The organism is Sulfitobacter sp. TMED3 (assembly GCF_002167505.1).
Classification (GTDB): Bacteria; Pseudomonadota; Alphaproteobacteria; order Rhodobacterales; family Rhodobacteraceae; genus Sulfitobacter; species Sulfitobacter pontiacus.
Map to the genome: position 1 here is coordinate 1 of NZ_NHBI01000008.1, position 19058 is coordinate 19058.

The window sequence follows — 19058 nt, forward strand, 5'->3', positions numbered from 1 at the left end:
CTTCAGTCCAATGATGTGGATATGGCAATCGCCAAAGCCATGGGATGCCTCACCATTTTCGCTAAATCTTTGATCCTGAGTAGCTAAATCAAGATCACCTGTATCGGTACCAAAAATAACTTTTTCAAAGACCGCTTCACCTGCCTCAAACACATGGGCATCGGCTTTTGCACTGCTGAAATTCAGAGCAGCCGCAAGCAGTATGGCTAACCCGATTTTAGCAACACGAATGGCGGACAAGTACTTCATAATGGGACCTTTACAGGACACGTAACCGATGGTCCATTCGCTTTTTGTCGCATGTTATTCACCATCAGAATCATAGGCTAACTTCCGTTCTGTTCTGCATCGCGCGCCTCATCATCAGCCGGATCAGCCTTCGGGGCCGCGTGCGCCGATGCCAAGGACCGGGACGGTGATTTAAAGCTCCGTTCCGTCAGAAAAGAGCAGGGTTAGCGGAAAGGTCTCCCCCTCGACGAGCGGAGATTGCAGTTGCATGAGCATGGCGTGATATCCGCCGGGTTCGAGGGCGATCATGCCCCCGAGCGGGATCATGATATCGTCCGCCGGAGCCATGCTGCTGACGCCGTCAGAATTGGTTCTGGTTTCGTGGATCGAGGCCATGTCGGAGATCTTCGCGCGAAGACCGATGAGAGAGATCGGATCGCTGCCCTCGTTCCGAACGGTCAGATAGGCCCCGCCCGGTCGCGACATTCCAAGGCTCGCGCGCGCCCAAGGGCTCTCGACCACAATCCATGCGTTGTCTGACAACTGCTGCGCTGACGATGCCATTGGCAAGCCCATCAGAAGAGTGACAGGCAGGCTCTGAATTGCGTTTGCGAAGGTTTTGAACACCTTGGTTCTCCTGTTCGTTCTAGTTGGTTGCTACAGCCTCGACTTCGGCTTGGACGAGCGACAAAAGCTGCTCCGCACCGAACTCTGGCAAAGGCTTACCGTTGACGAAGAACGTCGGTGTGCCCTGGATTCCGACAGCTTCTACATCGGCCCGGTCCTGATTGAGGACGCCGACGATGCTGGGTGACATGATCTGATTTGCGGCGGCGTCTGTGTCCAAGCCCGCCGCTCCGGCGATCTCCATGATGCGCTCAGCTGCCGGAGCGCCGTGAGAGGCCCAGGCAGGCTGATTTTCAAGCAGCGCTTCCAGCACGGGAACAAAAACGTCCTGCAACCGAGCCGCTTCCAGCACCTTGATTGCCAGCTCGGACCCTTCGCCGTGGAACGGCGTGTAGCGCATGACGACGCGCACATCGTCGGGGTATTGCGCCAGTATCTGCTTCACGATGGGATGGAAGGCGCGGCAGGCCTCGCAGGCTGGGTCGAAGAACTCCACGATGGTCACCGGCGCATCCTCGCGCCCGAGTAAGGGAGAATAGGACCGAACAAGACGATCCTGTTGTTCCAGCGGAGCGGCTGTCGCCACCGGGGTCGGATCGGGGCGCGACACGAACCACGCACCAGCCGCAAAAACGGCCAGCACCAGAGCGAGTATCGCAAGCAGAAGAGTCTTTCGGTTCATATTGAAATCCGTCGAAGTTGAATGAGAAGGACAAGGATCGCCCCGAACGTCAGCAGGGAAAGCAGAGGGATCGGTATACCGACGATCAGCATCGCGTCATCGGTGCAGGATGGCCCGGATGCAGTGCAGGGCACGATCGGCGCAGGCACGATCCCGGCGTAAAGCAGGAAATGGTAGAGGGCGACAGCACCGCCCAGAACGGCAAGGGGCGCGGCATAGCGCCAGATCGAGAGGTCGGCGCGCCACGCCGCCACGCCCAGGATGACCGCGAGCGGGAACATGAAGGCTCGTTGGAACCAGCACAGATTGCAGGGAGTCTGCCCCAGAACCTCTCCGATGAAGAGCACGGCAAGCGACCCAGACAAGGCGACGAACCATGCCGCGAACAGGAAAGCCACCGGATTCTCGGCACTTGGCGTTGCGTCTGGCCCAGCTGTCACGTGCCGATTCTTTCGCGAAGATCGGCAACGATCAGTCCGGGTTCCTGATCGTATTCGTAGATGCGGACGAACTCGCCCTCCGGATCGAACAGGAGGAAGGACGACGTGTGCCCTATCGTATAGCCGTCGGGTGACGAGGCTTCCTCGGTCTTCTGGTAGTAGATCTTGAAGGTCTCGGCTGTTCGTTCGATCTGGTCCGGCGATCCGCTCAACCCAAGGATTCCGGGACCGAACTGGGGAACGTAGTCGGCCAGAGCGCCTGGCGTATCCCTTTCAGGGTCGACCGTGATGAACAGGGGCTGGACGGCGGCACCTTCGGTGCCGAGATCGTCCATGACCTGCGCGATGGTTGCGAGCCCCATTGGACACACGTCGGGGCAGTTCGCAAATCCGAAAAAGACGAGCATCCAGCGCCCCCGGAAATCCTCGTCGGTCTGCACCATACCGGTATGGTCCGTCAGTTCGAAATCCGCAGCGAAACTCTCGGCCTCGGGGTCGACACGCGCGGTGGTCGGTCCTTGACCGCGTTCGGTCATCCAGAGCGTGGCTGACACCGCCGCAGCGACAACCACTGCCGACCAGAGAACTATCCGGACCTTCTTCATTGCTTGCGCTACCCACCTGTTCAGTTCGTCTGTGCGCGGGATACAAGCTACAGCAGATAGAGGTTCAAGCGAAAAGTTGCTCTTTGTTGTCCGAAGTCACACCAAAGTGAAACCTTGTCTTTTCATGGGAGTTGGCTCTTCGGTAAGCTACAGTCTTTGTAGATAGAAGGATCGCTCATGCTGGCTATTGGAACACTCTCGCGGAGAACCGGAACCAAGGTTCAGACGATCCGCTATTATGAAGAAATCGGTTTGATGAACGAGGCCGGAAGGACGGCGGGTGGCCAGCGCCGGTATTTCGAGAAAGATCTGGACCGGCTGGCTTTTATACGGCACTCCCGCCAGCTCGGCTTCTCGCTCGATTCCATCCGGGAGCTGCTAGATCTGTCGGACAACCCGTCCCAATCCTGCGCGGAGGCGGATTCGATCGCGCGTCGGCAACTCCACCAAGTCGAACAGCGGATCAAGCGTCTGCAAGCGCTCAAGAAGGAGTTGAAACGCATGGTCGCCGAGTGCGACGGTGACAGCGTTGCGGAGTGCAAGGTTCTGGAGGTCCTTCGAGACCATGCGGAATGTCTCACCGAGCACGACGAGATTGGGGCTTGAACGCCGCAATTGCCTATCCGCTGGCTGCTGTCGCGGAGATCAGCGGGTGTTTCGCCATCTGGGCGTGGTGGCGTCTTGGGGCATCACCGCTCTGGCTCGCACCCGGCATACTCGCGCTCGCGCTTTTCGGCTGGTTGCTGGCGCAGATCGAAACCAGCGCAGCGGGCCGCGCTTTCGCAGCCTACGGCGGCATCTACATCGGGGCCTCCATGCTCTGGATGTGGTTCGTCGAGGGCCAGCGACCTGACAGATGGGACTTCATAGGTACGTCTATCTGTTTGATCGGTGCCGCGATTATTCTTTCGGTGCCGAGAGAGACGTAAATATATTCTCTTGAACCTATAGTCGCTAGAGGTTCTATACACCTTTTTGATAGCGGCATCCGAAGAGGGCGTTTCCGGCCCCTTTGTTAGAAATCGGAAGGTTTGCCAGTTCGATGGTCAAAAGTGAATTCAGAGGGAAGAATGAAAAAGAGCGCCAGACGCTCTGGATTGTTCTATTTCTCAATCTCGCAATCGCTGCGGGGTTCTTCGCCACGGGAGCCATCGGCGATTCCAGCGCCCTGATCGCCAATGGTCTCGACAACACATCCGATAGCCTCGTCTATGGCATCAGCCTTCTGGCCTTGTCCCGGTCGTCGAAGTGGAAGCGGGGTGCCGCAAACGTATCCGGCGGATTGCTTCTGATCTTTGCGGTTGGCATTCTGATTGACGCTTGGCGGCGCTATGTCGGCGGTTCCGAACCGCTCGGAACTCTGATGATCGCAATGTCGCTGGTCGCTGCGGTCGTCAACCTCGCCTGCATCTGGCTGCTCGGGCGACTGAAGGAACCGGACGTGAACATCCGGGCCGCCAACACCTTCAGCCTCAACGATTTCGCATCGAACGGCGGCATCCTGATCGCGGGCGGTCTCGTTTGGTGGTTGGGCAGCAACTGGCCCGACCTCGTTGTCGGGGTCGCGGTGGCCGGCATCGCGGCATGGGGCGGCATAGGCATCCTGCGGGACGCGCACGAGGAACATCATGAAGCAGTGCATGAGGATCAGAAATGACGGCCGCTTGGGTCTACACGCTGATACCGGCTGCTGTAGCGATCGTGGGAGCCGTCGTCGCGGTCAATGTGCGACCTGGCCCCACGCTGGTCAGCGCCATCCAGCATTTCGCAGCAGGCGTCGTATTTGCTGCGGCGGCGGGTGAGATCATGCCGGATGTCGCCCATAGCGGATCGCCGATCGCGACGATCGTCGGAGGCTTTGCCGGAATCGGCGTGATGCTAGCGATCCGTCAGCTGGAACGGGTAATGAAGGGTTCGGCCGGGCTACTTACGCTCGTCGGCGTGGACATCCTGATCGATGGCCTGGTGCTCGGGATCGCCTTCGCGGCTGGGGCTCAAGCAGGCCTATTGCTGACCATCGCGCTCAGCGTCGAAGTTCTTTTTCTGGGTTTGGCCGTCACGACCGAGCTTTCGGAGACGGTGAAATCCAAGATGCGGATCGTCCTGATTATAGCGGCTCTCGTTGTCCTGCTTCCCGTCGGCGCGTTCATCGCAACGCCGGTCGCCAGCCTACCGGCGCATTACATCACCGGGTTTCTGAGCTTCGGCCTCATCGCGCTGCTCTACCTCGTGACCGAGGAACTGCTGGTGGAAGCGCATGAGACCCCCGACCGGCCATGGGTCGCGGCGATGTTTTTCGTTGGCTTCCTGCTGCTCCTCTCCCTCGAAGAGGTGATGTGATGGCCCGAGCCGCAATGAGAAGGAACCAGCATGCCGCATGATCATGCCCATATGGAGCCCAAGGAAGGTGACCGACGGGTCGCGATCGCCATCTGGGCCAACGGACTCCTGACGGTCGCCCAGATCGTCGGGGGAATACTCTCCGGCAGCCTCGCGCTGATCGCGGATGCCATCCACAACTTCTCCGACATGGCATCGCTCGTCATCGCATTCGGCGCCCGCAAAGTCGCGCGCCGCCCAGCGGACGCAAAGATGACCTTCGGATACGGCAGGGTCGAGATCGTGGCCGCGCTGATCAACTACACCTCTCTGATCATCATCGGCCTTTATCTGGTCTACGAAGGCGCGATGCGGTTTGTCGATCCGCCTGAAATCGAGGGCTGGACGGTGGTCATCCTGGGTGGTGTGGCCCTGTTCATCGACACCCTCACCGCGTGGCTGACCTATTCGATGCAGAAGGGCAGCGTGAACATCCGCGCGCTGTTCCTCCACAACCTCAGCGATGCGCTGGCGTCCGTGGCCGTGATCGTCGGTGGCGTTCTCATCCTGCTCTACGATATCCGCTGGGTTGATCCGGCGATCACCATCGGGATTGCCGTTTATATTCTCTGGCTCGCCTTCAGCGAGATCGGTGGCCCGATCCGCACCCTGATGTTGGGAAGCCCACCCGATATCGACACGGACAAGGTCATCGCGGCCGTCGAAAAAGTCGACGGTGTCGAGGAAGTGCATCATGCGCATTTCTGGCAGATGCAGGAGCATCGCGCGGCGCTCGATACACATGTCGTGGTCGCCCCGGATCGCTGGGAGGATGTCGAAAACATCAAGGAAGCGATCAAGACCCGCCTTTCGGAGGAGTTCGGAATCGATCACTCGACGCTGGAGTTCGAGAAGGCCGACAACAAACACGACGACGCAGCCCGTTACGGGCATGGATGAAAGGAGAACCTCATGTGGAAAGAAGTGAACATAGACGGCGACCGTGTGCTGGGGCTCGAATGCGACGGCAAGCTTTCGAAGCAGGATTTCGAGACGATGCACACCTGGCTCCATCGCGAATTGGAAGCGGCGGAGGACAAACCGGCGCTGGTCATCTTTATGGGCGCGTTTGAGGGCTATGAAAGTGCCGCAGCGATATGGGCGGACATGAAAGTGGACGCCCGACATGCGACTGATTTTTCGCGGGTCGCCATGATCGCTGATCAGAAGTGGATCGAATGGGGGACGAAGGTGGCGGATCTCGTGTTAGGTTCGGATTTTAAATGGTTCGACACCGATGAACGGGATGCGGCTATCACTTGGGCGCGCGAAAATTCTCTGGGTAGCGCGACGTAGATTGCCATGCCTGAGTTAAAGACTGTCATTCTCGCTGCCGGTTGCGTCGCCAATCTGCTGCTTGTCGTTGGGATACTCTGGTCAATCTTCCAACCGGAGCGACGTGTCTGGCCGCCGATTCACTCTACAGCAGTCCATAAGACCGTCGTCTGGGGACTTACGTGTGTCGGCTTCGGGTCTGCCATCGCTCTAGCTCTGCTAGAATGGGGTGCACTCGATTTCCCATGGATCATACGTGGGGGTCTTGGGCTTTGTCTGATTGTTCTGGTCTGGTCCGGAGTGATGCAGCTTGGAATGGCGGCGACGAGTGGCGATGAAGGCGTTCTGCGGACCCGTGGCCTCTACCGGGTTTCCCGCAATCCTCAGTATGTGGCTGACATTGCGATCCTCATCGGGATCGGAGTGCTCTCCGCATCGATCCTCGCGTGGCCAGTGATTTTTACAGGCGTAGCGGCATTGATCCTCGCGACCTTCGCCGAAGAGCGCTGGTTGATTGATCGCTATGGGAACGCTTACCGAGCCTACCTCCGAAAAACCCGCAGATTTCTTTAATGCCCTGACCAAGTTCGATCTCACGGGTTTGTGAGCAGTCACATCTTGAAGCTCTAGGGGGTGTAGGTCTTAGAACCGAAAAAATAACAAGACCAGAGGTTTTTCTTGATGAGACGAGCTAACGACAGACCGTTCACACGCCGGACTGCACTCTTTGGTGCAGCAGCAAGTGGGTTGGTTCTCGCGACCAGTAGGGCCATGGCACAGACAAGCGAGGGTCTGGCGGCACCGGCGGTGCGGAGCAATATTTCCGGGTTCAGGGTTGCATCTTGGCAAGACCATTTCGACGATCTGAGAAACGGCGCAATCCTCTGCGACATCGACTCCCGCGCGGTCCAATTCTGGTCGGAAGATGAAAACATCTACAAGCTCTACCCGTCCAGCGTTCCTTTGACAGAGGAGTTGACTCGGCGCGGATATACCACGGTGGTTCGCAAGGTAGATGGCCCGAGCTGGCGACCCACACCTTCAATGAAGGAGCGCAATCCCGAATGGCCGGATTTCGTTGGCCCTGGCCCCGACAATCCCCTTGGAACACACGCCCTTTATCTGTCATGGCAGTACTACCGCGTTCACGGCACCGGTGACACGCGCAAGATCGGTCGGCAATCGTCGAACGGCTGCATCGGTCTCTACAACGAACATATCGAAGAGTTGTTTGGATTGGCCGAGGTCGGTACTCAGGTTAAGTTGTTCTAAGGCGGAAATTTTAAATATGCGAATTCATCTTGGCTTACTTGTCCCAGCAGCGTTTTTGCTGGGAGCGTGCTCGGCTTCATTCACTGAAGCACCCGAAACCGCACGGAGCAGACAATTGCCAGAGGCAGTCGTCGCGATGGCGGCGACGGGGCAGGATCTTCAGTCGGCACGACTTTTGCCGGAAGACGGCTGCTATTGGTATCTGCACAACGGCCCCGTTGAAGCGACGTTGCTGCCGCTGCGAACTCCTCGTGGAAACCCGATTTGCACGGCGCCTGCCGCATAATAGGGTTCAGGTGATCGAAGCTCACCGCGAATGATTAAAAGTTGCACAAGCTTCCGAACAATGGCGCGTCGGAAGACGACCTCAGCTTTCTGCCGTGACGCTTTCCTCGGCCGAGTAGAGGAAGGCCGTCGAACCAATATCAACGTTGGGATAAAGAATATTTATGTGCGCCATGACCATTCGAACGCAGCCGGAACTCGCACGACCGCCAATGCTTCTCGGCTGTGGCGTACCATGAATGCGGAGATAGGTATCCCGGTCGCCGAGAAAGAGATAGAGAGCTCGCGACCCAAGCGCATTCTTAGGTCCGGGCTCCATACCGTCGGCGATATCAGCGTAGAGTTCCGGGTCGCGGTCGATCATGTTCTGCGTCGGCTGCCAATGCGGCCATCTGACTTTACGCTTGATCGTGTATGTACCTGGTTCGTACAGGTCACCACGAGCAATGGCGACGCCATAGCGCATGGCAGTCCCGCCCTCCTCGATGTGATAGAGGTAGCGGGCGACCGCATCGACATGAATGTCGCCCGGTGTCAGCCCGTCTTTCGCGGCCACCCGGGTCGGGAGAAACCGCGGGTGTAAGCCCCATGGATTCGAAGTTGCCGGATCAAAACCGGGCGGCGTCACCTGTGCATCCCAGCCCGCTTTCTGCGCTTCGGTCGGCCAAGTATTCGCCAGCACCGGGTTGGCAATCGGGGCAGAAAAAAGGGCGGCGGTGGTCATCACGAAATGTCGTCTCGTCAGCATGTTATACTCTTCCAACTTTGATTTTCGAATGCCGCAAACCGAGAAACGGCGTTTCTTGTGTTTTAAAACCTCTACCAACTAGAGCTTCAAGGAATTTATTATGACGCAGATTGACTGCTCAGATTTTACATCTTGCATCGTGGTCGATGGCGATGACACCCCTACCTTGACCACGACGAGAGTCGCAGTCCAGGTGGCGCTCACAACCGGCTCCACTCCAAACTAGATCACCCCATCGCCATGTCATTGCTGAATAAGTTGGATGAATTGCCCGTATTCCTGGCTCACTTCCTGCGCCTCGGTGAAGGCACGGGAACGCTCGCCTTCCATGCAGCGGAAGTAATCCTGCACGTCCGAAATGTAGTCCTCGAAATCCTGACGGATCAGGTCGGCATACTCGCGGGCGGCGGCGGGGTCGTTCGGCACGAACGGCCTGGCCGGTGCCAAGCAGGTTTCGGCTTGCGCCGCAGAACTCACAAAAACGGGCAATGCTATAGCGACGAGTAGGATTAGGAACGGGCGTGGTCGCATTGGGAAATCCCTCAACATTCTTGTTAGATAGGCGGTTTCATGCCAGTTAACGCTCCAGCAACGAAGCTTCTGCAGGAACGATCTTATAGCTTGTGGACACTCTTATAACAACGTAAGACTGAGGCACCCGAGGAGGGTGCCCGGTCTGCCAACCGTATGAAGAAGGCGCACCGTGGGGACAGAGCTAGAAAAAGAAGCGCCGAATGTGGTTACGGAGATTCAATTCAAGACTCTCATGCACAGTGGGTATCACGCCGAGGTTGTGTGCAAATCGCATGCACACCGCGAAAAGTCGGTCTGGTATGGAGAGTGGTTCATCCGGGCTGTCAGTCGGGATCATTCCGTCGAACGGCTGCTCGTACCCGCAAGGTCACGCTCATACGACGGCGAAGACAGCATCAGGCTCCGGGAGTTCAAGACCGCGAACGGCCTCATATCCTTCCTCGAAGGTCTCGGCTTCGAGGAAGTCAGCATCCCGCTCAAAAAAGGCGGTCGATCGGTCCATCAACTTCGCACCGGGGATTCCCAGACAGATCAGGGCTAGTGCTGCGGCGCTACTCCTGACGGCGGGTGCCGCACAGGCCCAGATCGTCTTTGCGATGGACGGCGACGGATCGTTGACCGGCTCGACACCGCAAAGCTCCTTCACCACGCACTACAATGACGGCATCGCGCAAGGCGCGGCATCGGACGAATTGCAGTTGTTGGGGTAGATTCCGGTAGGGGGCAGGATCGTATCATAAGGCTTTCTGTCGGTGACGTTTGACGATCTCCGTGACTGTGTTTTTTGAGATCCCGAGATCGCGGGCGATCCAGCGGTAAGATCGACCATCTTCCACGGCCTGAAGCACCTTTGGCGCGAGCTTGTCGGATTTCGGACGTTGGCCGGGCTGTCTGCCGAGCTTTTTGCCCCTTGCCCGTGCGGCGGCGAGGCCGGATTTCACACGCTCGCTGAGGAGATCACGCTCAAACTGGGCAATGCCTGCCAACATGGTGGCCATCATCCGTCCGTGGGGCGTGTTGAGTTCAAAGGTCATGCCGTTCATGGCAACAACCGAGACTTTCCAGCCTGCAAGCCTGTTCAGGGTATCGAGCAGATCCTGGGTGGAACGCCCCCAACGCGAGAGCTCGCTGACCAGGATCGCATCGATCTGCCGGGTCTGCGCGAGATCAAGCACCCGACTGCGGGCGGCTCGATTTGCCGATGCCCCGGAAGCCGTTTCCTTGAACACGCCGATTACATCGTAGCCGCCACGTTCCGCGAAGGCGGTCAGTTCGGCCACCTGCCGCTCGCAGGACTGGTCGGATGTGGAGACCCTGGCGTAAATGGCCGCGCGCTGTCCCATTTGAACCCCCTTGGATTTTGGCCTTGCAAGCCATTGATTTTGCTGGTGCAGATTTTGTCCCGAACAGACTAATGATTAACAGGGACAAACCCACATGCCAAGACGCTCTATTTTGACCGAACGACAGCGCGCAAGCCTGCTTGACCTGCCGACTGACGAGGCGATGATCCTGCATCACTACACACTGGCGGATGACGATATTGAACACATCCGAACCCGACGGCATGCCCGCAATCGTCTTGGCTTCGCGCTGCAGCTTTGTGCATTCCGGTATCCCGGCCGCTTGCTGGTGCCGGGCGAAGTTATTCCCTTGGAGGTGAACCGCTTTATAGCCGCGCAGATTGGCGAAGACGTGGAAGATCTTTGCCAATATGCCGAGACCGACGTTACTCGGCGCAGGCATCTCATAGATCTACGCCTGATCTATGGATTCAAGATGTTCTCCGGGCGTGGTGCCCGCGATCTGAAGGGCTGGCTTGAACGCGAAGCAGAAACCGCGCGATCCAATGAAGACCTTGCCCGGCGGTTTGTCGAGAAATGCCGACGGACCCAGACTGTCCTGCCCGGGGTGTCTGTCATCGAACGCCTTTGTGCTGACGCCCTTGTCGCCGCTGAGCGACGCATAGACGGCCGGATCGTGGCGCGCCTCGATGAGGTTTTGAAGGGCCAATTGGATAATCTGTTGACAGACATGGTTGATGGCACGGTCAGCCGGTTCATCTGGCTTCGGCAGTTCGAGGTTGGGAAAAATTCGGCGGGGGCCAGCCGCCTTCTGGATCGCTTGGAATTTCTGCAGGGTTTGGGGGCGTCACCAGCTATTCTGGAAGGAGTGCCGCCCCATCGGATTACGCGACTGCGCCGTCAGGGCGAACGCTATTTCGCCGATGGTCTGCGAGACATCACCAGCGACCGGCGTCTGGCCATTCTGGCGGTCTGTGCGGTGGAATGGCACGCGGCGACTGCCGATGCGGTGGTCGAGACCCATGACCGGATCGTGGGCAAGACTTGGCAGGATGCAAAGAGGTTGTGTGACGCACGCATCGCGGGCGCCAAATCCGCCCTGCACGACACGCTTTGCTCCTTCAAAAATTTGGGCGCGGCCCTCCTGGAGGCCAAGGGGGATGAGGCATCTCTTGATGTGGCAACCGAAACGTCCTGTGGCTGGCTTCAGCTTGAGGACCTTGTCGCAACTGCGGCCGAGCTGACGGACACGATGGCTGCTAACCCTATCACCCATGTCGTGCAGGGGTATCATCGGTTCCGGCGATACGCGCCACGCATGTTGCGTGCTTTAGATATCCACGGGGCCACTGTGGCGCTGCCCTTGATGCAAGCGGCACAGGTCGTGGCTGATGACCGGAATGGCGAACCCCGGTCCACCAGCTTTTTGCGGCGGGGTTCCAAATGGCACCGCCACCTCAACTTTGAGGTGGACGATGGTCACCGGCTCTGGGATGTGGCCGTTTTGTCCCATCTCCGCGAAGCGTTTCGATCGGGTGATATCTGGTTGGCTCATTCGCGGCGCTACGGCGATCTGAAACAGGCCTTGGTGCCGGTTGAAGCTGCACAGGCCACGCCAAGATTAACAGTTCCCCTTGATCCGGAAAGCTGGATTGAAGACCGCAAGGCGCGGCTGACAGATGGGCTGGACCGTTTGGCCAAGGCGGCGCGGTCGGGTGCTATCCCCGGCGGCTCCATCGAAAACGGCATCCTGAAAATCGACCGTCTGACCGCAGCCGTGCCAGAGACCGCCGAAGCTCTGGTTCTCGATCTCTATAACCGCCTGCCCGCTGTGCGCATTACCGATCTGCTGCTGGAGGTCGACGATGCAACTGGCTTCACGGATGCCTTCACGAATGTGCGCACCGGTTCACCGTGCAAAGATCGCATCGGGCTGTTGAACGTCTTGCTCGCCGAGGGCCTGAACCTTGGGCTGAGCAAGATGGCCGAAGCCACCAGCACGCACGACTACCTGCAGCTGTCGCGTCTGTCGCGGTGGCACATCGAAAGCGATGCCATCAACCGGGCGCTCGCAGTGGTGATCGATGCGCAAGCGAACCTGCCAATGGCCAAATTCTGGGGTGGCGGCGTCACCGCGTCCAGCGACGGGCAATTCTTCCCGGCTGCCCGGCAGGGTGAAGCGATGAACCTCATCAACGCCAAATACGGCTCCGAGCCGGGCTTGAAGGCCTATACGCATGTCTCAGATCAATTCGGCCCCTTCGCGACCCAGAACATCCCGGCCACCGTGAGCGAGGCACCCTACATCCTCGACGGGCTGTTGATGAACGAAACAGGCCGTAACATCAAAGAGCAGTATGCCGATACCGGCGGCTTCACCGACCATGTCTTTGCCGTCACCTCGCTGCTGGCCTTCAGGTTCATTCCACGCATCCGCGACTTGCCCTCGAAGCGGCTCTATCTCTTCGAACCCGCTGCAGCGCCCAAGGAGTTGCGCGGCCTGATCGGCGGCAAGATCAGAGAGGGCCTCATCGTCCAGAACTGGCCGGATATCCTGCGGGCCGTAGCCACGATGGCTGCGGGCATCATGCCGCCCAGTCGGTTGCTCAAAAAGTTCGCGGCCTATCCCCGCCAGCACGAGCTGGCCGTGGCCTTGCGCGAAATCGGCCGCATCGAGCGCACCCTCTTCATCATCGACTGGCTACTTGATGCCGACATGCAGCGCCGTGCCCAGATCGGTCTCAACAAGGGCGAGGCCCATCATGCTCTGAAAAACGCCCTGCGCATCGGACGTCAGGGCGAAATCCGCGACCGAACCCCCGAGGGGCAGCATTATCGCATGGCCGGGTTAAACCTGTTGGCGGCCATCATCATCTACTGGAATACAAAATATCTCGGACAGGCAGTCGCGGCACGAAGACGTGCCGGTCTGGATTGTTCTCATGAGCTTCTGGCGCACATCTCGCCTCTCGGATGGGCGCATATCCTTCTCACAGGCGAGTACAGGTGGAAAAAACAACCCGTTACCGCCTTATGATACGATCCTGCCCCCCACCGGAATCCACCCCATCAGGGTCAATCAAAATATACCTGCCTGATTTAGGTCTATGCTTCGGTCCAAAACCAATCACGCCTTTTCTAAAGCCTCGAAAGACGCAGTTTTCGCGCTGGAGCTGAGCTGCGGAGATTTCACCCCGACGCAATCTTTCCTCATCCCTTTCTCGGGCGCGAGCTTTCACTTCAGCACGGCTTCGGATCAAGTCAGACATTGCAGGCTTTCTTTGCTCTTTGCTGGGCGCTCTATTCGGGAGTGTCTCGGATGATGACCATAAAGTATATACCACACAATCCATATGAGATCGCCCTGCCTCCCGACTTCCCTCAGCCCATAAACTTCTTTTTACAAAAACCAATGAACGCAGCATCGATGTTACGGGGCGGCTCAGCCTGCTCTTCAGCAAAAGCGCACCATTCGCTGTAGAGAGCATATACATCCCAACCAGGGGCCGCCCGCCGTGCCTTTTCAATCAAACCGGGTGACGGTGAGCTCGGCAGTCCCAGAGCCATCTCCACCTGACCCTTTATAGACAGTGCCCGTTTGGCTTTGAAGACAACGTTCTCATCACACAGTTCGATGTCATAATCTGGGATATGCCCATCATGCGCGATTTGCTTCACGAAAAACTTGAATTTTTTGTCAGGGGAGTTGCTTCCCACCTTCTTCTTCAGTTTTGCCAATCCAATTTTGAACGGGATATTCTGTTCGCCAACGTGCTTTCTGGCCAGTTCATAGATCCGCCGCTCAAGGGGGCGCCGCAGCCTGAAATATTTCGGATTGATTGTCAAAACCTCCATGCCTTGAACAGCACGGAACGTCCAATCTGAGACTTTGATCCGGACACGGGTCATCCGGCCAAATGGCCCCTCTTCACCATCATCAGAACGCCGGATAATTTCATATTCATCTATGAGACCAAACCCGCGGGTCTGCATATGATCGCCGGTTTTGACGTTGGTCTTTATCGTCGTGCCACGCAGCCGATCGAGAGCATCTTCGAAACGCTTGTAGCTCTCACGATTGGTTCTCCAGTTTGTCGCCACCAAAAGTTCGTGCGCCGTCAGATCAACCCAGGGGGACACCTCGTTGCCGGCATTGATGTCGTGGACAAGCTTGCTGATGCAGTAGAGCAGAACATCCTTATCCATGATGGTGGCTAAGCCCTTACCGCTTGGAACGACAACAATCCTTTTGCCATCGTGATGATATTCGAGCTCACGCATGTCCGGTTTCACTGAAAGTGAGAACACCGGATGCTCCATGCTGGCCATGTCATTCTTGGGCGCGGCGTCAGAGACGTCGAGAATGAAGAAGTCACGATTCGGATGGCGATCTGGCAGCAAGGTTCCCATAGAGCCACATTAACAAACTTCGTCGTTTTGGGAACCCTGTTCGTCGATCTGGGAACCAAGAGCTTCAGAGAAGCTTGTTGGTCTGTGGATAACCCACTCTAACAGCTTCGCCCTTCTAGGAACCAATCTTCGCCCCTCTAGGAACCGCTTTTCGCCCTTCTGGGAACCAATCTTCGCCCCTTTGGGAACCACATTGATCAAAAATTAGTGCAAATAGTACATTATATCAATTGCTTAAGAGGTTTGGAAAAAGGTTGTAACACTATAACTAGAATCTAACTATATAACACAGCCAGATTGACGATCATGAAGCCTTCCCGCCAACGCTTTTCAGATAGGCTTGGATTGCATCGATAATAATCGCGTTCACAGGACGACCCTCATCGATCTTCTTCAACTGAAGCTCTTTCCACAGCGAAGGAGGAACACGCAGAGACATCGCTCTGCTGTTGTCAGGCTCTGGTTTTTCAACCAGCTGCTGAGAAGGTTCAGGCTCTTTGGGCGCATTGATAGCCAAACTGCGTAGACTTGTTTTCTTCACCATTGCAGCTTCTCCTCAACTTCGTTGAACAGCGTTTCGATCTCAAGGACTGCCTTGCTATTGTCAGGTTCGAATTCCCGAACGGCCATGCCACCTATCAACGCTGTCATGTAGGCTTTCCGTGTTGTTATCCGCGAGGCAAGAACACCAACATCCGGATAAGTATCAGTCAGCAGTGCTTCGGTATCATCAGCCTCTGACCCGCGTGGTGGGATCTGGCTAAGAAGGAAAAGGCCATCAGTTCTGCTTGCACGCAGAACATCAATTGTTGCCCCTGCTGCATCAATGTCGAAAGGGCCAGGCCTGACTGGAAGCAAGACAAGATCTGCCGCACGAAAGGCAACATCGATAGTGCCGCCTGCATGGGGCGGCGTGTCTATGAGGACAAGATCAACAGCTTCTTCACGGGCCAGCTTCAACATTTCAGACAGCTGGCCTGGCGAAGATTGTAAGACCAAGGGGTCCTCTGTTTCCCTGCGGCGGGCCCAGGCGCTTACCGAGCCCTGGGGATCAAGATCGATGATGGCGACCGATTTGCCCCGCTTTTGTGCTTCGACAGCAAGGTGAACACAGATAGTGCTCTTGCCAGAGCCGCCCTTCTGCACTCCGATTGTGATGACCTTCATAGGTTTTCCACATCTTTCTGAATACCCATCTAAAGACATGATTGATATCATTACGTCAACATGTAAAAGTACCTAAACATTTTAGTATGTCAGGAATAGCATGGCTGAGGCGATCGAAAAAACACTCTTTGCAGCTGCAGATAAGATGCGCGGCGCTATGGATCCCGGTGAGTATAAGCATGTCGCCCTTGGCCTGATCTTCCTGCGCTATGTATCAGCTGCATTTGAGGCAAAACGGGATGAATTTTCCAAAGATGACCACATCGACCTCGAAGATCCTGAGGAATATGCTGCGGAAAATGTGTTTTGGGTTCCCGAAAAAGCCCGCTGGGACCGTCTGGCCGCCAATGCAAAGGCCAACGACTATGAACGGCGGAGCAATACTCGGCCACGGTAGCGACGGCATAGTGTTGTCGCGGGCGGCGTAAAAGTCGTCCACTTTTGCCCTTTCGGATTTCGGGAGGGCTTGGGGATATACACCGTGGACTTGTATTTGAAGGTGCGTCACGCTCATTTCCAGGATGGATTGAGCGGGCGTCAGATTGCCCGGGATTTTGGGATCAGCCGGGACAGTGTTGCGAAGATGTTGGCCTATTCGGAACCGCCGGGATATCGGCGGACAGCGCCGATCAGGCGCCCGAAGCTGGATGCGTTCACCAGCCAGATGGACCAATGGCTTGCTGAAGACAGGAGCCGCCCTCGCAAGCAGCGTCACACCGCCAAGCGTATTTTCGAGCGGTTGCGGGACGAGTGCGGTTTTGATGGCAGCTACACCATCGTCAAGGATTACGTTCGAGACCGTAAGCGGACCGGCAAGGAGATGTTCGTGCCGCTGAGCCATCCGCCCGGTCATGCACAGGCCGATTTTGGTGAAGCGCTTGTCGTGATCGGCGGCGTCGAGCAGAAGGCACACTTCTTTGCCCTCGATCTGCCGCACAGCGACGCATGCTACATCCGGGCCTATCCTGCGGCCAATACCGAGGCGTGGCTTGACGGCCATGTCCATGCCTTTGCGTTCTTCGGCGCGGTTCCCCAGTCGGTTCTTTATGACAATGACCGCTGCCTGGTAGCCCGGATTCTGCCGGATGGCTCCCGGCAAAGAACCCAGCGGTTCAGCGCGATGTTGTCGCATTACGTGATCCGGGACCGCTATGGCCGTCCCGGCAAGGGCAATGACAAAGGGGCCGTGGAGGGGCTGGTCGGCTACGGACGTCGCAACTTCATGGTGCCGATCCCGTCCTTTCCGGACTGGCACGCGTTCAACGCTCACCTGGAAAAGCAGTGCCGCAAGCGCCAGGGTGATGTTCTGCGTGGCCACAAGGTCAGCATCGGGGAACGGCTGAAGGCCGATCTCGCGGCGATGCGGGATTTGCCCGGCACCCCCTTTGAGGCTTGTGAGTTGCAAAGTGGCCAGGTCACATCGACATCGGTGGTGCGTTATCGCGGCAATGATTACTCGGTGCCGGTTGCCTACGGCCACCGTGCGGTCTGGATCAAGGGCTTCGTGACCCGGGTTGTTATCGGCTGCGGCGCCGAGGTGATCGCTGAGCATTCGCGCTCCTATGACACCGGCGACATGGTGTTTGATCCACTGCATTACCTGGCGCTGATCGAACGCAAGATCATGTCCTTCGATCAGGCCGCGCCTCTGCAGGGCTGGGAGTTGCCCGAAGCGTTCAAAACCCTGCGCCGACTGCTGGAAGCCCGGCAGGGAAAGGCCGGCAAGCGCGAGTATGTGCAGGTCCTGCGCCTTCTGGAGCGCTTCGAGATTGACGTGCTGCATCTTGCCGTCAAAGATGCCCTGCGAATGGGAGCGGTCAGCTTCGATGCAATCAAGCACCTGATCTTGTGCAGGGTCGAGCAAAGGCCTCCGAGGCTGGATCTGGATGTCTATCCCTTCCTGCCCAGAACCAACATCACCACCACCTCCGCCGCATCCTACATGAGCCTGCTGGCAGGAGGTGGGGCATGACGGATGCACCCGAACTGCTGCTGGCCCACCATCTCAAAACGCTTCGGCTGCCCACGTTCTTGCATGAACATGACAAGCAGGCCCGTATCTGCGCCGCTGAAGGCGTAGATCACGTGCGTTACCTGGCCCGGCTGACCGAGCTGGAACTGATCGACCGGGAACGGCGCATGGTGGAACGCCGGATCAAGGCCGCAAAGTTCCCGACCATCAAAAGCCTGGACAGCTTCGACTTCAAGGCGATCCCGTCGCTCAACAAGATGATGGTGCTGGAGCTGGCGCGCTGCGAATGGATCGAACGCAAGGAGAATGTGATCGCGCTCGGTCCCTCCGGCACCGGCAAGACCCATGTCGCCCTCGGGCTGGGACTGGCTGCCTGCCAGAAAGGATTGCCTGTCGCCTTCGTGACCGCCGCAGCCCTCGTGCACGAGATGATGGAGGCCCGCGACGAAAAACGCCTCCTGCAACTCCAGCGCAAACTCGCCAAGGTCAAACTGCTGATCATCGACGAGCTGGGATTCGTCCCCTTGAGCAAAACCGGCGCCGAGCTTCTGTTCGAGCTGATCTCACAGCGCTACGAGCGAGGGTCGACCCTGATCACAAGCAACCTGCCCTTCGAGGAGTGGACCGAAACCTTCGGCACCGAACGCCTGACCGGCGCGCTGCTGGACCGGCTGACACACCACGTCAACATCCTAGAGATGAACGGCGAAAGCTACCGCCTCAATCAAAGCCGCGCCCGCCTCGCCGCCGCTAACAAATGAACCTCACAGAATTGGCCTGACGGCCAATGCGCCTTGGACCGGGCTTGCTATATGAGGGCCGCACGCTCCAAGGCGCTCGCCCCAAACTGGCCGACTTTTGCTCCGCCACAATGGCCGAATTTTACTCCGCCGTTGACAGGTGGAGCGGTGGTCAAGGTTCTCATCAGCTACTCCTCACATTGCTGGACCTGCAAGGCGAACGAGGCGCAGGAAGAGTGGCAAGGTCTGACCATCTGGGACCATAAACGTGCCCGTTGCTACGATCCGATAAGACATCAGACATCATTTCAGCTTCCTCAACTCATGGGTCAGCTGATGCTGAACAAAATCTACGTGACTCCAACAGATCGAAACTATGGCTGCTACAAC

Annotated in this window: 25 protein-coding genes; 14 read left to right on the forward strand and 11 right to left on the reverse strand. The window is 57.5% G+C overall.

Features of this window, described 5'->3' with window-relative positions; translation table 11 throughout:
• From CBB63_RS03045 to CBB63_RS03065, 5 genes are all read right to left on the reverse strand, one after another.
• Window positions 1–249, reverse strand: a 249-nt coding sequence (locus CBB63_RS03045; protein WP_286698106.1) for a hypothetical protein, incomplete at its 3' end; no start/stop codon positions are given.
• Between the two features lie 171 nt (window positions 250–420).
• Window positions 421–804: a copper chaperone PCu(A)C gene (locus tag CBB63_RS03050; RefSeq protein ID WP_237273997.1), complete on the reverse strand. Its 384-nt coding sequence runs from the start codon at window positions 802–804 to the stop codon at window positions 421–423.
• A 70-nt stretch (window positions 805–874) separates the two neighbouring features.
• On the reverse strand, window positions 875–1537 hold the full coding sequence (locus tag CBB63_RS03055) for a DsbA family protein (protein WP_237273983.1): 663 nt from the start codon (window positions 1535–1537) through the stop codon (window positions 875–877).
• Entirely contained in the window at window positions 1534–1977 is a 444-nt protein-coding gene (locus CBB63_RS03060; RefSeq protein ID WP_237273982.1) for a disulfide bond formation protein B, read from the reverse strand. The genes CBB63_RS03055 and CBB63_RS03060 overlap by 4 nt, the downstream gene beginning before the upstream one ends.
• The gene (locus CBB63_RS03065; RefSeq protein WP_237273996.1) at window positions 1974–2513 is read right to left on the reverse strand and encodes an SCO family protein; all 540 of its coding nucleotides are present in this window, start codon (window positions 2511–2513) and stop codon (window positions 1974–1976) included. Before CBB63_RS03065 ends, CBB63_RS03060 begins: the two co-directional genes overlap by 4 nt.
• 246 nt (window positions 2514–2759) lie before the next feature.
• Between CBB63_RS03065 and CBB63_RS03070 the strand changes: the two genes are divergently transcribed.
• The 9 genes from CBB63_RS03070 to CBB63_RS03110 all read left to right on the forward strand — a co-directional run bounded on the left by CBB63_RS03070 (window position 2760) and on the right by CBB63_RS03110 (window position 7794).
• Window positions 2760–3188, forward strand: a complete 429-nt coding sequence (locus tag CBB63_RS03070; RefSeq protein WP_024099356.1) for a MerR family transcriptional regulator — start codon at window positions 2760–2762, stop codon at window positions 3186–3188.
• A complete protein-coding gene (locus tag CBB63_RS03075; RefSeq protein ID WP_237273981.1) occupies window positions 3155–3511 on the forward strand; it encodes a YnfA family protein in 357 nt (118 codons plus the stop codon). Before CBB63_RS03070 ends, CBB63_RS03075 begins: the two co-directional genes overlap by 34 nt.
• A gap of 113 nt (window positions 3512–3624) precedes the next feature.
• Window positions 3625–4239 (forward strand): cation efflux transmembrane domain-containing protein, encoded by a 615-nt coding sequence (locus CBB63_RS03080; protein WP_237273980.1) that lies wholly within the window; start codon window positions 3625–3627, stop codon window positions 4237–4239.
• Entirely contained in the window at window positions 4236–4922 is a 687-nt protein-coding gene (locus CBB63_RS03085) for a ZIP family metal transporter (RefSeq protein ID WP_237273979.1), read from the forward strand. Before CBB63_RS03080 ends, CBB63_RS03085 begins: the two co-directional genes overlap by 4 nt.
• Before the next feature lie 30 nt (window positions 4923–4952).
• The gene (locus CBB63_RS03090; protein WP_237273978.1) at window positions 4953–5861 is read left to right on the forward strand and encodes a cation diffusion facilitator family transporter; all 909 of its coding nucleotides are present in this window, start codon (window positions 4953–4955) and stop codon (window positions 5859–5861) included.
• 12 nt (window positions 5862–5873) lie between these two features.
• Complete coding sequence (locus tag CBB63_RS03095) at window positions 5874–6257, forward strand: SpoIIAA family protein (RefSeq protein ID WP_286698107.1); 384 nt, start codon at window positions 5874–5876, stop codon at window positions 6255–6257.
• Between the two features lie 6 nt (window positions 6258–6263).
• Window positions 6264–6809, forward strand: a complete 546-nt coding sequence (locus CBB63_RS03100) for a methyltransferase family protein (protein WP_286698108.1) — start codon at window positions 6264–6266, stop codon at window positions 6807–6809.
• A 198-nt stretch (window positions 6810–7007) separates the two neighbouring features.
• Complete coding sequence (locus CBB63_RS03105) at window positions 7008–7508, forward strand: L,D-transpeptidase (protein WP_286698109.1); 501 nt, start codon at window positions 7008–7010, stop codon at window positions 7506–7508.
• Between the two features lie 16 nt (window positions 7509–7524).
• The gene (locus CBB63_RS03110) at window positions 7525–7794 is read left to right on the forward strand and encodes a hypothetical protein (protein WP_286698110.1); all 270 of its coding nucleotides are present in this window, start codon (window positions 7525–7527) and stop codon (window positions 7792–7794) included.
• A gap of 81 nt (window positions 7795–7875) precedes the next feature.
• Here CBB63_RS03110 and CBB63_RS03115 read toward each other — a convergent pair whose 3' ends face one another.
• The 3 genes from CBB63_RS03115 to CBB63_RS03125 all read right to left on the reverse strand — a co-directional run bounded on the left by CBB63_RS03115 (window position 7876) and on the right by CBB63_RS03125 (window position 10418).
• A complete protein-coding gene (locus tag CBB63_RS03115; RefSeq protein WP_286698111.1) occupies window positions 7876–8541 on the reverse strand; it encodes a L,D-transpeptidase in 666 nt (221 codons plus the stop codon).
• 243 nt (window positions 8542–8784) lie between these two features.
• A complete protein-coding gene (locus tag CBB63_RS03120) occupies window positions 8785–8988 on the reverse strand; it encodes a hypothetical protein (protein ID WP_422802622.1) in 204 nt (67 codons plus the stop codon).
• Window positions 8989–9809: 821 nt separating this feature from the next.
• Window positions 9810–10418: a recombinase family protein gene (locus CBB63_RS03125; RefSeq protein ID WP_009824440.1), complete on the reverse strand. Its 609-nt coding sequence runs from the start codon at window positions 10416–10418 to the stop codon at window positions 9810–9812.
• A 94-nt stretch (window positions 10419–10512) separates the two neighbouring features.
• On the opposite strand from CBB63_RS03125, the gene CBB63_RS03130 reads away from it, so the two are divergent.
• A complete protein-coding gene (locus tag CBB63_RS03130) occupies window positions 10513–13416 on the forward strand; it encodes a Tn3 family transposase (protein ID WP_009824439.1) in 2904 nt (967 codons plus the stop codon).
• 344 nt (window positions 13417–13760) lie between these two features.
• On the opposite strand, the gene CBB63_RS03135 is transcribed toward CBB63_RS03130, so the two are convergent.
• The 3 genes from CBB63_RS03135 to CBB63_RS03145 all read right to left on the reverse strand — a co-directional run bounded on the left by CBB63_RS03135 (window position 13761) and on the right by CBB63_RS03145 (window position 15956).
• The gene (locus tag CBB63_RS03135; RefSeq protein WP_286698113.1) at window positions 13761–14789 is read right to left on the reverse strand and encodes a replication initiator protein A; all 1029 of its coding nucleotides are present in this window, start codon (window positions 14787–14789) and stop codon (window positions 13761–13763) included.
• A gap of 304 nt (window positions 14790–15093) precedes the next feature.
• A complete protein-coding gene (locus tag CBB63_RS03140) occupies window positions 15094–15333 on the reverse strand; it encodes a hypothetical protein (protein WP_286698114.1) in 240 nt (79 codons plus the stop codon).
• Window positions 15327–15956, reverse strand: coding sequence for an AAA family ATPase (locus CBB63_RS03145; RefSeq protein ID WP_286698115.1), 630 nt, complete (start codon window positions 15954–15956; stop codon window positions 15327–15329). Before CBB63_RS03145 ends, CBB63_RS03140 begins: the two co-directional genes overlap by 7 nt.
• Window positions 15957–16056: 100 nt before the next feature.
• Here CBB63_RS03145 and CBB63_RS03150 point away from each other — a divergent pair, with 100 nt between their 5' ends.
• From CBB63_RS03150 to CBB63_RS03165, 4 genes are all read left to right on the forward strand, one after another.
• Window positions 16057–16353, forward strand: coding sequence for a type I restriction-modification system subunit M N-terminal domain-containing protein (locus tag CBB63_RS03150; protein ID WP_286698116.1), 297 nt, complete (start codon window positions 16057–16059; stop codon window positions 16351–16353).
• A 75-nt stretch (window positions 16354–16428) separates the two neighbouring features.
• Complete coding sequence (gene istA / locus CBB63_RS03155; RefSeq protein WP_399268641.1) at window positions 16429–17928, forward strand: IS21 family transposase; 1500 nt, start codon at window positions 16429–16431, stop codon at window positions 17926–17928.
• Window positions 17925–18689: an IS21-like element helper ATPase IstB gene (istB, locus tag CBB63_RS03160; RefSeq protein WP_286698118.1), complete on the forward strand. Its 765-nt coding sequence runs from the start codon at window positions 17925–17927 to the stop codon at window positions 18687–18689. Before istA ends, istB begins: the two co-directional genes overlap by 4 nt.
• 51 nt (window positions 18690–18740) lie before the next feature.
• Window positions 18741–19058, forward strand: a 318-nt coding sequence (locus tag CBB63_RS03165; RefSeq protein WP_286698119.1) for a YjaZ family protein, incomplete at its 3' end; no start/stop codon positions are given.

Bases quoted from the DNA above. Each gene is read 5' to 3' on its own strand.
- CBB63_RS03050 (WP_237273997.1), bottom strand. From the start codon at position 804: ATGGGCTTGCCAATGGCATCGTCAGCGCAGCAGTTGTCAGACAACGCA.
- CBB63_RS03055 (WP_237273983.1), bottom strand. From the start codon at position 1,537: ATGAACCGAAAGACTCTTCTGCTTGCGATACTCGCTCTGGTGCTGGCC.
- CBB63_RS03065 (WP_237273996.1), bottom strand. From the start codon at position 2,513: ATGACCGAACGCGGTCAAGGACCGACCACCGCGCGTGTCGACCCCGAG.
- CBB63_RS03070 (WP_024099356.1), top strand. From the start codon at position 2,760: ATGCTGGCTATTGGAACACTCTCGCGGAGAACCGGAACCAAGGTTCAG.
- CBB63_RS03075 (WP_237273981.1), top strand. From the start codon at position 3,155: ATGTCTCACCGAGCACGACGAGATTGGGGCTTGAACGCCGCAATTGCC.
- CBB63_RS03080 (WP_237273980.1), top strand. From the start codon at position 3,625: ATGGTCAAAAGTGAATTCAGAGGGAAGAATGAAAAAGAGCGCCAGACG.
- CBB63_RS03085 (WP_237273979.1), top strand. From the start codon at position 4,236: ATGACGGCCGCTTGGGTCTACACGCTGATACCGGCTGCTGTAGCGATC.
- CBB63_RS03090 (WP_237273978.1), top strand. From the start codon at position 4,953: ATGCCGCATGATCATGCCCATATGGAGCCCAAGGAAGGTGACCGACGG.
- CBB63_RS03095 (WP_286698107.1), top strand. From the start codon at position 5,874: ATGTGGAAAGAAGTGAACATAGACGGCGACCGTGTGCTGGGGCTCGAA.
- CBB63_RS03100 (WP_286698108.1), top strand. From the start codon at position 6,264: ATGCCTGAGTTAAAGACTGTCATTCTCGCTGCCGGTTGCGTCGCCAAT.
- CBB63_RS03105 (WP_286698109.1), top strand. From the start codon at position 7,008: ATGGCACAGACAAGCGAGGGTCTGGCGGCACCGGCGGTGCGGAGCAAT.
- CBB63_RS03110 (WP_286698110.1), top strand. From the start codon at position 7,525: ATGCGAATTCATCTTGGCTTACTTGTCCCAGCAGCGTTTTTGCTGGGA.
- CBB63_RS03115 (WP_286698111.1), bottom strand. From the start codon at position 8,541: ATGCTGACGAGACGACATTTCGTGATGACCACCGCCGCCCTTTTTTCT.
- CBB63_RS03125 (WP_009824440.1), bottom strand. From the start codon at position 10,418: ATGGGACAGCGCGCGGCCATTTACGCCAGGGTCTCCACATCCGACCAG.
- CBB63_RS03130 (WP_009824439.1), top strand. From the start codon at position 10,513: ATGCCAAGACGCTCTATTTTGACCGAACGACAGCGCGCAAGCCTGCTT.
- CBB63_RS03135 (WP_286698113.1), bottom strand. From the start codon at position 14,789: ATGGGAACCTTGCTGCCAGATCGCCATCCGAATCGTGACTTCTTCATT.
- CBB63_RS03140 (WP_286698114.1), bottom strand. From the start codon at position 15,333: ATGGTGAAGAAAACAAGTCTACGCAGTTTGGCTATCAATGCGCCCAAA.
- CBB63_RS03145 (WP_286698115.1), bottom strand. From the start codon at position 15,956: ATGAAGGTCATCACAATCGGAGTGCAGAAGGGCGGCTCTGGCAAGAGC.
- CBB63_RS03150 (WP_286698116.1), top strand. From the start codon at position 16,057: ATGGCTGAGGCGATCGAAAAAACACTCTTTGCAGCTGCAGATAAGATG.
- istB (WP_286698118.1), top strand. From the start codon at position 17,925: ATGACGGATGCACCCGAACTGCTGCTGGCCCACCATCTCAAAACGCTT.